The organism is Thiothrix nivea DSM 5205, from assembly GCF_000260135.1.
Taxonomy (GTDB): Bacteria; Pseudomonadota; Gammaproteobacteria; order Thiotrichales; family Thiotrichaceae; genus Thiothrix; species Thiothrix nivea.
Genome location: NZ_JH651384.1, coordinates 4083703 through 4095939 on the forward strand (window position 1 = coordinate 4083703; position 12237 = coordinate 4095939).

The 12237-nt window shown below is 54.0% G+C and carries 14 protein-coding genes; 4 read left to right on the forward strand and 10 right to left on the reverse strand.

The genetic code is table 11. The features are described 5' to 3' along the window. Window positions 1-56: 56 nt before the first annotated feature. From THINI_RS20345 to THINI_RS20360, 4 genes are all read right to left on the reverse strand, one after another. Window positions 57-527, reverse strand: a complete 471-nt coding sequence (locus tag THINI_RS20345; protein WP_002710404.1) for a YidB family protein — start codon at window positions 525-527, stop codon at window positions 57-59. 18 nt (window positions 528-545) lie between these two features. Continuing rightward, window positions 546-989: a peptidoglycan-binding protein LysM gene (gene lysM, locus THINI_RS20350; protein ID WP_002710405.1), complete on the reverse strand. Its 444-nt coding sequence runs from the start codon at window positions 987-989 to the stop codon at window positions 546-548. A gap of 133 nt (window positions 990-1122) precedes the next feature. Beyond that, on the reverse strand, window positions 1123-1740 hold the full coding sequence (locus THINI_RS20355) for a C40 family peptidase (protein ID WP_002710406.1): 618 nt from the start codon (window positions 1738-1740) through the stop codon (window positions 1123-1125). A 134-nt stretch (window positions 1741-1874) separates the two neighbouring features. Continuing rightward, complete coding sequence (locus THINI_RS20360) at window positions 1875-2246, reverse strand: TusE/DsrC/DsvC family sulfur relay protein (protein ID WP_002710407.1); 372 nt, start codon at window positions 2244-2246, stop codon at window positions 1875-1877. A gap of 208 nt (window positions 2247-2454) precedes the next feature. Here THINI_RS20360 and THINI_RS20365 point away from each other — a divergent pair, with 208 nt between their 5' ends. After that, window positions 2455-3069, forward strand: coding sequence for a DUF72 domain-containing protein (locus THINI_RS20365; RefSeq protein ID WP_002710408.1), 615 nt, complete (start codon window positions 2455-2457; stop codon window positions 3067-3069). Here THINI_RS20365 and THINI_RS20370 read toward each other — a convergent pair. The 5 genes from THINI_RS20370 to THINI_RS20390 form a co-directional block, all read right to left on the reverse strand. After that, window positions 3066-4301: a TFIIB-type zinc ribbon-containing protein gene (locus THINI_RS20370; protein WP_002710409.1), complete on the reverse strand. Its 1236-nt coding sequence runs from the start codon at window positions 4299-4301 to the stop codon at window positions 3066-3068. The two genes, THINI_RS20365 and THINI_RS20370, sit on opposite strands and share 4 nt — an antisense overlap. 110 nt (window positions 4302-4411) lie before the next feature. Further along, a complete protein-coding gene (locus THINI_RS20375) occupies window positions 4412-5506 on the reverse strand; it encodes an SPFH domain-containing protein (protein ID WP_002710410.1) in 1095 nt (364 codons plus the stop codon). Window positions 5507-5509: 3 nt separating this feature from the next. After that, a complete protein-coding gene (locus THINI_RS20380) occupies window positions 5510-6679 on the reverse strand; it encodes a toxic anion resistance protein (protein WP_002710411.1) in 1170 nt (389 codons plus the stop codon). Between the two features lie 29 nt (window positions 6680-6708). Further along, complete coding sequence (locus THINI_RS20385; protein ID WP_002710412.1) at window positions 6709-7560, reverse strand: 5-bromo-4-chloroindolyl phosphate hydrolysis family protein; 852 nt, start codon at window positions 7558-7560, stop codon at window positions 6709-6711. Between the two features lie 620 nt (window positions 7561-8180). Then, window positions 8181-8984: a peptidoglycan DD-metalloendopeptidase family protein gene (locus tag THINI_RS20390; protein WP_002710414.1), complete on the reverse strand. Its 804-nt coding sequence runs from the start codon at window positions 8982-8984 to the stop codon at window positions 8181-8183. 37 nt (window positions 8985-9021) lie between these two features. Here THINI_RS20390 and THINI_RS20395 point away from each other — a divergent pair, with 37 nt between their 5' ends. Next, complete coding sequence (locus THINI_RS20395) at window positions 9022-10191, forward strand: pyridoxal phosphate-dependent aminotransferase (RefSeq protein ID WP_002710415.1); 1170 nt, start codon at window positions 9022-9024, stop codon at window positions 10189-10191. Here THINI_RS20395 and ypfJ read toward each other — a convergent pair whose 3' ends face one another. Beyond that, on the reverse strand, window positions 10192-11055 hold the full coding sequence (gene ypfJ, locus THINI_RS20400) for a KPN_02809 family neutral zinc metallopeptidase (RefSeq protein WP_002710416.1): 864 nt from the start codon (window positions 11053-11055) through the stop codon (window positions 10192-10194). Window positions 11056-11208: 153 nt separating this feature from the next. Here ypfJ and THINI_RS20405 point away from each other — a divergent pair, with 153 nt between their 5' ends. Further along, window positions 11209-11817 (forward strand): RNA polymerase sigma factor, encoded by a 609-nt coding sequence (locus tag THINI_RS20405; RefSeq protein ID WP_245536659.1) that lies wholly within the window; start codon window positions 11209-11211, stop codon window positions 11815-11817. Further along, window positions 11814-12221 (forward strand): hypothetical protein, encoded by a 408-nt coding sequence (locus THINI_RS20410; RefSeq protein WP_002710418.1) that lies wholly within the window; start codon window positions 11814-11816, stop codon window positions 12219-12221. The genes THINI_RS20405 and THINI_RS20410 overlap by 4 nt, the downstream gene beginning before the upstream one ends. Window positions 12222-12237 lie beyond the last annotated feature (16 nt).

The following is a 12237-nucleotide window of genomic DNA, read 5'->3' on the forward strand; positions in this document are numbered from 1 at the left end:
AAACAAAAAGCCACCCATCAAAGGCGGCTTTTTGCTGCGTTTGTCAGTCAGGCTGATTAACGGCCAAACAGCTTGCTTGCCAGACCTATTGCGCCTTGTACGCCGCCAACGGCGTCCAGCAGGCTGCCCATATCCAGTGAGCCATTGGGTGACGCTTTGTCGACCACTTCCGGTACGGAGGCTTGCAGGCCACTGACGGCCTGATCGCGGCTGATACCCAGTTGTTGGGCGAACGCGGCGATTTTGTCCTGCCCGAACATCTGGTTTAACTGGCTGCCACTGGGTTGCTGGTTGGCTCCATTGCCAAGCCATGAGGACGCCAGTGACGCAAGGCCGGAGTCGCCACCACCCTGCATACCGGAGATCATGGAAGCCAAACCGGCCAAACCACCGGCCTGTGCCTGGTTTTGGCCGCCACCCATCAGACCCATCATGGCTGAGGCGATTTCGGTCATTTCCAGCTGGCCATCATGGTCTTTATCCAGCTGGTTTTTGAAAAGCTGTACAGCAAGTTGCATCATATCCATGTGTGCTGATATCTCCGGTTAGATGTTTTTAGGAATGCGGATTTTTTGACCAGGAAAGATCTTGTTGGCATCCTTGATGACTTCACGGTTGACTTCCACGATTTTGGCGTATTTTGCACCGTTACCGTAAGCATGTTCCGCGATTCCCCACAGGGTGTCGCCTTTCTTGATGGTATAGAATTCATCGTCACCACCAACTTGGGAACCATCGGAAACTGATATGCCGTCGGCCTTGACTTCCTGGATACCCAGTGCGTTGCCTGCCATCAGGACAGCTTTTTCCAAAGCTTCGGCGGATTTTGCTTCCCCACTCAATGTGGCGACGCCATCCTTGACCTCGACTTTCAGGCCACTGACGCCGGGGTTATCTTCTTCGATGTGCTGCTGGAGTGCTGCGGGTGCTTCTTCCTCCTTGCCGAAAATTTTCTTGCCGATGTCGCGGGCAAAATCAAACAGTCCCATCTTATTTTCTCCTATGAATTACGAGTGGATTGATCTCCACGCATAGTATAGACGGTTTATGCGAAATAACCATTTGAACCGACTATCAGTCGGCCTGATTGGCCAGAAGGTTCAATAGGGCTGCCTATATTTTTTAGGCAAGGAATGTGCCGAATTTGACCAAACGCTGTTGCCAATAGGTCTTGCTGAGGTTATCCACGGAAACTTTACCCCCACCTGAAGCGGCGTGAATAAATTCCCCCCGCCCGATATAAATGCCGACATGGTTGACTGCGCTGCCACTGGTGCGGAAGAAAATCAGGTCGCCGGGGCGCATTTGTTCAAAGCTGATGGTACGGCTGGCGCTGCTTTGCTGCGCGGCAGTACGGGGCAGGGTGATACCGTGTGCATTTTTGTAGACGTATTGGGTCAGGCCACTGCAATCAAAGCCTTCACGTGGGGTTTCACCGCCAAACTTGTAGGGGATGCCAAGTGCCTGATGAGCCTGCGCTAATAGTGCCCGCCGCGCTGGGGCATCAGCAGGCTCATATTGTTGCGAGAACGGCTGATACTGCTGGGAAAAAACCGGTTGGGATGCATAAGGCTGGTTATAACTGGTGAAATAGGGTTTCGCCCCGCCCTGATAAACACCTGGAACAGTGTGGTTCCAGTAAGGATATTGCGCACTTTGTGAGTATGACCCCATTGGCGCACAGCCCCCAAAAAGTACTGCTGTAGCCCCCAGCAGCAGGGCTAGTGTAATTTTGCCCATAATATTCTTGTACCCTGTTTTTTGTTATGCATTTAGAACCAGGGTTGATTCTATAAGTTCAAAACTGAACACAAACAAAAAAACCCGGCTCAACAATGACAGTTGGTCGGGTTTTGCGGGGAAATTAAGGGGTATTACCAGTTGGTGCCGAAACTTCTGTCGCTTTCATTGCTCAGTTTGGGAAGGTCGGCCAAATCGTGAATGGTGCTTAGCGGGCCGTCCGGGAACAGTTGGTAGAGGTATTTGCGCCCACCTTGGGGAGTGAATTCTTCCTGCAACATGTCGGCAAGTTGCCGGGCGTTCTGGCAGTCATCGCAGTGCTCGTAAAAATCTAGCACGAAATCAATGGCAGCCATGTGTTCGGCAGTCAGTTGCATACCCCGCTCCCTGGCGTGCCGCTCGATCAGGCTGTAGACGCTTTCCGTTTTAAGGGTGGGTAGTGGCGCGCGCATGACAGGCTCTGCGCGTGGGAACATTTCATCCAGAGAAACATCGCTAAACATCATGATTATAACCCTCCTGATTGTGTCTTTTGTGGCGATTTAGGACTCTTGCTATCTCTAGTGGTATAGGATTCTTTAGCTGTATATTACCAAAGTAGTATTCTTGAGTGTATAAGTCAAGTAATGGGGCGTTTTTCATTTGGCGTCAGCGGAAATCGAAAGGGTGATGCGTTATGCTTTTCCCGCAAAGCAATACGGAGCAAGCATACCGATGGACAATACCCCGCCACGTTTCCGCAGTCTGAGCCTGGCAGGCTATGGGTGGATGCCTGCCGACTGGCCGATGGTGTTTTATCCCGACGATTTGCCGGAAAGTTGGTGTGTTTCGTATTACGCCAACGAATTCAATAGCATCTTGCTGCCAGCCGAAGGTTGGCGGAAGCCATTGTTGGAGGCTGCATTCTGGCAGTCGGAAGTGACGCCCGATTTTAGGTTCTATCTGGAGATTACCCAGCAGCTGCTGCAAGGTGATGGTTGGGTCGAGGTGCAGGCAGCGGTTGAACGCTATCTGGCCGGGCAGGTAACGGGTTTGCTGGTTGAGGCTGACGTGGCTGATATGCTGCCCGCAGACTGGCAGAAACAGTTCCCCATCCATCTGTTGAAACCCGCCACCGTATTGGCAGAAATGCCTGTGGGTGCGGATGCTCAAACCGGCGTGCTGCGAACCCCTCAGGCGCTCACACCATTGGCGCTACGTGGTGTGTTTGAGGAGCTGCAACAGTCCGCTGTTCACCGTGACATTGTGCTGTTTCTGGATGTCTCCTGGAATACGCTGGAGCAAATCCGTTTGATGCAGCAGATTTACGGCATTTGGGCGAGCGCCTAACGGTAGAAATAGCCGCCAGGATTATAGCGGTAAGGGTCATGCTGGTAGGGTGAGGGGAATTGCTGGCGCGGCTGGTATTGGTAATACTCCACGCCCTGTTCTATCATTTGCTCAAACACCCCGGCCTTTTCCATATAGTAAACCAGTCCGCCTGCCAGGATCAGGCCAAGCAAGACAGCAAAGACGATCTTGATGACGCTGTAAGGGCGTTCACCCTGGGTTTTGCCGTTGCGCCCATTGATGACAAAGCGGTAGGTTTTGCTGTTGTAGCGGAAAGCGGCAGACCATACCGGCAGCAGCAGGTGCTTGAAGGTGCGGGCAGAATGCTGGGTTTGCAAGCTGTTGACCCGTTGCTGGTCACCGCCGATATCACTGATGACGGCATTGTAGATGCGGTTATCCATGATGCTGCGTGCCTGCTCAAAACCTTCATCCAGGTCGATTTGGTAGATTTCGCTCTGAAAGCCGCTCAGATAGCTTTCGTTATAGGGTACCAGGTTGGGCAAATCCCACGGCTCCAGACGGTCAAGGATGGTACGGGGCAGGGTGCGGGTTGCACCCACCAACACGTCATCGAAAAACAGCCGTACCCGCCCGCTGACCGGCGTCCAGCGGATGCGTGGCACGCTTTGCACCTGCTGCTGCGGCCTGCCGTTGACCATCACGGTGACCAGTTGGCGCTCGTAGTAAATGATGCCGCGTTCACCCCGATAATAGGTGTCGGTATGGCTGTCATAAGTCCAGTAGGGGACGTAGATGCCCAGCAGTTTTTCATCCCGCTTGGCCTTGTTTTTCAGGGCGGAAGGCGCGAACCAGAGGTTCCCGATCCAGCGGTCGAACGCGGCGCGTGCATCCTTTTCGGTGACCAGGAACGGCAACAGGGATTTGGGCTGGAATAGGCGTGCCTGCTCTGTGCCGGTGACGACTGGTGTGCCGCAGAAGGGGCAATCACCCGCATGGCGGTTTTGCTTCAGTTCAAACGTGGCGGCGCAATTCGGGCATTTGATGACTTGGGTATTGTCCAGCGGGCGTATTTTGGCCTGCTGGATAGCGCGCAACGCCTGCTCGAAATTGTATTCGCGGATTTGCTCCTGACTGGGGCGAATGAAATTCTGGTGGCCACAATAGCTGCAAACCAACGAGTCGCTGCCCGGTTGGTAAAGCAGGTCAGCGCCACACTCTTCGCAGGGAAAGTGTTGCTGTCGGATATTGTTGTCGTTGTCGTCTGCCATACGTCTGGGTATGCCCTTTGAGGTGCTTGCTGTAGAAAATCAAGTTGTTCCGCCGAACAGACAAAAACGGCTTACCTGTAGCAAGCCGGATTCTGGAGCGGCAGCCGTATTTATTCGGTGCTTTGTGGCGGTGCTGATGGCGGTATGGGGGGAGGCGTCTGTGCTGTAAACAGGTTAATGAGCGGGGTGGTTTCCCCGGCAGCCTGCCAGTTTGCCATGCCTGCCTGCCAGACCAGGGTGGTGGCGTTGATTTGCCCGGCTTGCGCCATCTGCTGCAACTGTTGCAGTGTATAAGGGCCTTTGGCGTCTTGCCCGACCGCGACATGCCAGTTGGTATCAGGAATGGGGGGAGGCGTTGCGGTTGACGGTTTGTTGAGCACTTCCGCCATTTTGTTGGCAACCGCAAAGCCCATGCCCATATCCAGCGCGCTGTTGGAGTTGCCGCTGCCAACGCCTTGCGCAGTCTGATATTGCAGGTATTTGTCGAGGTTGCCAATCATGCCCATGCTGGTACGCTTGTCGAGGGCGTCTTCCACTTCGGTGGGCAGGGAAATGTTTTCCACCAGAATCGAAGTCAGCTTGAGGCCATAGGCAGCATATTCAGGCGAAATTTTCTGGGTAACGAACTGGCCAAGCTGGTCGTAGTTGGCGGCCATGTCCAGTACAGGGATGCCTGCGCTGGCGATCACGCTGCTGAAGCGGGTGACAATCAGGTTGCGCAACTGGTCGCTGATTTCATCCACAGTGAAATGGCCGTCAGTACCCATGATTTCCTGCATGAACTTGCGGGCATCCTCAATGCGGATGGCGTAAGTGCCGAAAGCACGCAAACGTACCCCGCCAAACTCGCTGTCGCGGATCATCACCGGATTGCGGGTTCCCCATTTCAGGTTAGTGAACTGTTTGGTGTTGAAGAAGTAAACTTCTGCCTTGAACGGGCTTTGGAAGCCGTGATCCCAGTTTTGCAGGGTGGAAAGCACCGGCAGGTTTTTGGTTTCCAGCACGTACAAGCCAGGGCCAAGCACGTCGGCGACTTCGCCTTCGTTGATGAAAATCGCTACCTGGGTTTCACGCACGGTGAGTTTTGCGCCGTACTTGATTTCGTTGCCGTGCCGCTCGAAGCGGTAGACCATGGTGTCGTTGCTGTCGTCTGTCCATTCGATGACATCGACGAATTCACCCATCAGTTTGTCCCATAATCCCATGGCTTACGCTCCTTGACGTGGGCTGCCAGCTTTGGCTTTGGCGGCAACCAGTGCCTGGCGCAGTTCACCTTCCATCACCTTGAGTTCTTCTTCGGCCTTGGCGCGCATGGCTTTGCCTTCGTCGGCAATACGCAGCGAGTCGTTGATGGTGGCAATCAGGGTCTGGTTGGCTTTCTTGACGGATTCGATGTCGAATACGCCGCGTTCCATCTGCTTGCGGGTTTCTTCGTTGCCCATGCGTAGGGTTTCGGCATTCTTTTCCAACAGGTCATTGGTCAGGTCGTTGGCTTCCTTGACCACCTTGGCGGCGTCGCTCATGCGGAAAATGGTGACGGCCTGCGCCAACTGGTTTTTCCACAACGGGACGGTGTTGATCAGGGTGGAATTGATCTTGTTGATCAGGGTCTTGTCGTTTTCCTGCACCAGCCGGATGCTGGGGAGGCTTTGCATCGCTACCTGGCGGGTCAGGCGCAGGTCGTGCACGCGGCGTTCCAGATCGTCACGGGCGCTGCGCAGGTCACGCAGGCTTTGTGCTTTCACCATATCTTCGGCATTGGCCTCGGCTTCCGCAATCAGGGCGGGGATGTCATTGTTGTCCAGACGGTGCAGCTTTTCCTCACCTGCCGCGATGTAGGCTTCCAGCTTGTGGAAGAAATCGAGGTTGGCTTCATACAGTTTGTCGAGGGTTACCACGTCGGTCAGCAACTGGGTTTTGTGGCCTTCCATCTCGTCGGTGATCTTGTCGATCTGTTTGCGCACATCTTCGTATTTGCTAAGGAATTCCACCACGGGCTTGGCTTTGCCAATCAATTTTTCCCACCAGCTTTGCTCGTCATTCGGGTTAAGTTCGTCAATGTCGAAACCCTTGATGGCGGTGATCATATTGGTCAGGGAGGAACCAGCCGCGCCGATGTCCTTGTTTTTGACGCCAGTGAGCATTTTTTCGGAGATAGTGGTCATCTGCTCCTGGGTTTTGGTGCCGAAGAACATGATGCTGCTGCGGTCAGCCATGTCGATTTCAGCGATAATGTTTTCCATTTCCTGCTGGAACGGCTTCTCAGCCTGTTCGTAAGTGACCAGTTCGGTGGTCACTTCCGGCAGGGGAGCCAGTTCGGTTCCCGGTACAACTGCGGGGACAGTCTGGGTCACTGTGACCGTTTGGGTTTCATTCATGGTGGTATTCTCCTTGGGGTATTGGTTGGTCAGAGGACGCCTTCGCGTTTAAGCTGGGTTTCCAGCACTTCTATTTGTACGTCCAGATCGAAATGGTTGTCTTCCAGCAGTTTGGCCTGTTGCTCGGTAAAGGTTTGTTCTAGCGAATCCAGCACGCGGCTGAAATTGGTTTCCAGAGCAACTGGCGTTTCCCCCTGATGAGTGCGGGCGTAGCCTTCGGTCACGCGCTGGGTACCATCCAGATAAACTTTGAGGAACTTGCGGGCGCGTGACAGCCGGGCGGGGTCGTCTTCAATGCTGTCGAGGACTTCGCGAGCCTTGTTGGTGATGCGTTGCAAACGGGCGTTGAATTCGGGGTTGCCGATTTTGCGGCGAGCCTGATCGATGGCGTCAATCTTGATGTTGGCAGTGTCGAGTGCCTCCAGCACTTCATCAAGGGTGACACCGATAGAAAGCCCGGTGGCTTTGTCCTTGCGCGGGTCAAGACCGTAATACAGGGCGAAGCCAAGGAAAGCGACAGCCCCCACCAGCAGGGAGGATAACAGGGCGCTAATGGCGAAACTGGATGTCCACCAGTCAAGCGCGGCAGTAGCTAGGCTGATAATGATGGCGGCCACGGTCTTGAAGGGGGTGGATGGCGCACGCGCGATCTTACGTCGCTCGTATTCCCCTTGCAGACGGAAACCGTGCCGGGCGATGGTCGCGCCCAACATGTAGGCAGCAAATATGCCGCCTGTTATCAGGGTATCCATGACCGCGCCACGCATCAGTGACCCAATGGCGGTAATCAACGCAGGCAATGGCAGCAAGTAAAGCAGGATGCCTTTCAAACCATAGCGGACGCTATGCAAGGCGGGTTCATAACGTTTGGCGGCAGTCATTACGCCTCCCTTAGCCGAACAGGGGTGGGAACAAATGGAAAATGGACACGGTACTGACACCGCCGATGGTGACCAGCAAAAGGATGAAGCCAACTGTTTTTCTTAATGCATAGGCCATGTGCTTGTCCTCTTTTTTATAACCCGTTGTTAGTGTAGCCTGTATATGAGGTGATGGCCTATTCTATTCAAGCATTTGGCTTAGAAAAAGATTTTATTTATGAACGGAGGCTGTATATAATGGGCGGTAAGCGAAAAAAAGCGGGCCATGAGAGACCCGCGTTTTGTGAAGGTGATTCAAGAACGCCGAAGTTATGAACTTCGGTAGGGATGAAGAAGGCAAACCCCCTGTTTGCAGCCTTCAGTCCGGTTCCCAATCCTCACCTCCCAACCAGCTCCCCAATGAATGGCCGGTTGGCGGGGTAGTTTTGAGAAATCACTTCAGCGTGCCGTCATTCCGAATCTCTTATGCCATTGAGTGTCAGAACGGCGGAACAGCTTATTTTTGTATTTCAGATACTTCTGACGACGGAATCGTTACCACAAACCCCAAGTTCGCGATTCCTTGCTGAAGTTGTGACTATGGTAAGCCAGCATCACTGAATCAAACCTTAACTCACGGCTTATTTTTTGTTCGGCAAAAACAGGGCAGGGTCGACTGCCTCACCGTTCAGATAAACAGACCAGTGTAGGTGGGGGCCGGTAGCCCTGCCTGTGCTGCCTACTTTGCCGATAACTTCCCCTTGTTGCACGGCATCACCTACCGCTACGTCGATGGCGCTTAAGTGTGCATACATGCTGATGACGCCTGCACCGTGGTCAACGTATACCGCATTGCCACTGAAGAAAAAGTCACCCGTGTACAATACACGCCCGGCAGCGGCCACCTTGACCGGTGTGCCTTTGGCAGCGGCGATGTCCATGCCGCTATGTGGGTTGCGTGGTTGGTCATTGATGACACGGCGTAGGCCAAAACGCCCGGTGTCGCGCCCGGGTGCTGGTTTGATGAAATCCAGCGTGGCTGCCCCTTCCGTGAAGTGGGCTTTGATCTGCTTCTGGATCGCCAGTTCGCGCACAATCCGTTGGGAAGATTCATCGTCCGGGTTTACCTTGTTCTTGTCCTTGATGTTGATGCGCTGGGTTTTGTATTGCTTGGCCTTGACCTGAAAGTTGACGGTTGCGCCGTTTTGCAGCCGCAGGCTCTGGGTTCCGGCTTCCGCATCCAGGGGGATGCCTACCAAAGCCATCCATTGGTTATCAATAGGCATAACCGTTACCCGTGAGCCTGCGTACTGTACAATGGGCGGCTGGCCTGAAGCGGGAGCCAGTGGAACCAGGGCAATACCACCCGGAACCGGGTTGGCGCGTGGAAAAGCCGCCAGATTGGCAGAGTACAATGCGATGCCGAGCAGTAGCCATTTTTTCATTTTTATTGACCTTGACAAGTTGTTATCAGAATAAAGCATGAAGCATAACATAGCTGCCGAACGGATGCGGGACATACAGCCCTTCCATGTCATGGCGCTGCTGGCGGAAGCGCGCCAACGGGAAGCGGCAGGACAGGATATTATCCATCTGGAAGTGGGTGAGCCGGATTTCCCGACGCCCTCGCCCATCGTGGAGGCTGGCATCCGCGCCTTGCAGGCAGGGCAGACCAAATACACCGCTGCACGTGGTTTGCCGCAGTTGCGTGAGGCGATTGCGGGTTATTACGCTAGCCGCTTTGGGGTAAAGGTTTCAGCGGAACGGATTTTGGTTACGCCGGGGGCGTCGGGGGCTTTGCAATTGGTATTGGGAAGCCTGCTTAACCCGGGGGATGAAGTGCTGATGACCGACCCTGGATACCCTTGCAACCGCCATTTTGTACGTATGTTTGAAGGCAAGGCTGTCACCATCCCGGTTGGCGCTGATACCAACTACCAACTGACGCCGGAACATGTCAGGCAGTACTGGAATGACGCGACCAAGGCCGTGCTATTGGCTAGCCCCGCCAACCCAACCGGAACATTGCTGAGTGTGGATGCGTTGAAAGCTATCCACGCAACGGTAAAGCAGTTAGGCGGTATCTTGCTGGTTGATGAAATCTATCAGGGGCTTGTCTATGGGCAGGCTAGCGAAACCGCCTTATCGGTAGGCTCGGAAGACATTTGGGTAATCAACAGCTTTTCCAAATATTTTGGCATGACTGGCTGGCGTCTGGGCTGGGTAGTTGTGCCTGAGCAGATGGTGGGTACGCTCGACCGTCTGGCGCAAAACATCTTCCTGGCAGCCCCCACGCCAGCGCAGTACGCAGCGCTGGCTGCGTTCACCCCAGAGGCACTGGACATCATGGAAAGGCAGCGGCAGGAATTGCAATGCCGCCGTGATTTCCTGCTGCCAGCCTTAAGCGGGTTGGGTTTCACTGTTCGCACCCAGCCGCGAGGGGCGTTTTACATCTATGCTGGGTCAGGACGGTTTGGAAATGATGCCCAACGTTTGTGCCAGGATATGCTGGATAAAACCGGCGTGGTATTTACGCCAGGGCTGGATTTCGGCAGCCATCGGGCGGAAACACATGTGCGTTTCGCCTACACTACCAACGTTGGTAGGCTGGAGCAGGCTGTGGAACGGCTTGCCCGCAACCTGCTGCACTAATTAGCCACTAAAGGTATCGCAATCCCTCAGGTTGCCTGATTGTAGGCCGCGATTGAACCATTCTGCCCGTTGTTTTGAGGAACCGTGGGTGAATGAGTCCGGATTGATGCGTCGCCCTGACATACGTTGCAGGCGGTCGTCGCCAATGGATGCCGCTGCGGTGATCGCTTCTTCAATGTCGCCACTTTCCAGCATGTTCAATTGCGTTTGCGCATGGTTTGCCCATACACCGGCATAGCAGTCTGCTTGCAACTCAAGCGCAACCGAAAGCGCATTGCTGTCGCGCTCGCTTGAGCGCGCCTGCAAACGGCTAACCTGATCAGTAATGCCTAGCAGATTTTGTACATGATGGCCGACTTCATGCCCCAGTACATAAGCCTGGGCGAAATCCCCGTTTGCACCCAGGCCGCTCAGTTCACGGAAAAAACCGGTGTCAAGATAAACCTTCTGGTCGCCAGGGCAGTAGAAGGGGCCGGTGGCCGCACTGGAGTAGCCGCAAGCCGATTCGGTGCTATCCCTGAACAGTACTAATTTGGGTTCCGTGTAGCGTTTGCCCATTTGCTGGAATGTCGGGTTCCATACATCTTCTGTGGTTCCCAGAACCACAGATACAAACTTCCCGGCATCGTCATTGGGTGTGCTGGATACCGTCGTTGGCTGGCTGGAGCCACCCAGGCTGCCGAGGATAGTGTTTGCACCGCCAACCATGCCCAGCAGTTGCAGCGGGTTCGCGCCCATGTACCAGCCAATCAGCACAATGGCGGCAGTGCCGAGCAAGCCAATGCGGAACCCGCCCCGGCGACCCCCGCCACTACCCCGCCGGTCTTCCACATTGCTGCTCTGCCTTCCTGTTCTCCAGCGCATAATTTTTCTCCAATAAAAACTTTCAGGGCAATATTTTCACGTTTTCCGTGAACTAAAGCCAAATACACGGTCTCTGTCAACTTATAAATGGCTATAACGTTAAGGGAACAGAGTCCCCGGTATTATGCGGGGGAAAGGGGCACTCAAAGGAACATGATGATAACTGCGGCGCTGATAACTGGCCATGAAAACCGGTTGGAAAGGGATTCGCACAAGGAAAATGGTTCGGATACAACCGCGCGGTTAAGCAACTTCCTCCGGGAGGTTGAGCGGCGGGCGTTCGTGACCGCGCGTCTGGCGACTCACGATGAAGATGAGGCAATGGATATTGTGCAGGATGCGATGCTTAAATTGGTGCAAAAATACTCAGGCCACCCCAGCGGCGAATGGGGGGCCCTGTTTCACACCATTTTGCATAGCCGCATCAATGACTGGCATCGCCGCCAGAAAGTGCGTAACCGCTGGCGGGTGTTTTTCTTTGCCGATGACAATGATGATGAGTTCCAGCCTGAAGAACAGGTTGCCCAAACCCAGTTTCTGGAGCCGGAGCCTCAATTGATGCAGGAAGAAATGAGCACGATCATACAAGTAGCGATAGGGCAGTTACCGTTGCGCCAGCAGCAGGCGCTATTGCTGCGTGCGTGGGAAGGTTATGACATCGCAGAAACTGCCGCGATCATGAAGTGCTCAGAAGGCAGTGTGAAAACACATTATTCAAGGGCTATCCACAGTTTGCGGGAAAAACTGGGAGATCAAAAATGACAGGTATGAATAAAGAATTTACGGAGCGTTTACTGGCTGAATCCGTCAGGCAGGGAATGGATCAGTCAGTCAGGGGGTTAGACTGGCAGACACAGGCAAAACTGACCTATCTGCGTTTACAGGCACTGGAACAGTCTGGTCGGTCATCAGGTAGCTTTGGCTTTTCGTCGTTTTCACGGGGCTTTGCAGTGGCATCAGCTGTCACATTGGCAGTCGCACTTTGGGTGCTTCCCAATGTCAGGAATACATTGCCGGGTTCCATGCTAACAGCGGGTGAAGACGCGACAGAAACGGTTGATGCAGAGCTGGATATTAGTACCATGGAGGTACTGATGTCCGGTGAAGATATGGATTTTCTGGAAAATCTGGAAATGTACGAATGGCTGGAGGCTGAATACGGCTAGCCAAATGATTCAAGGA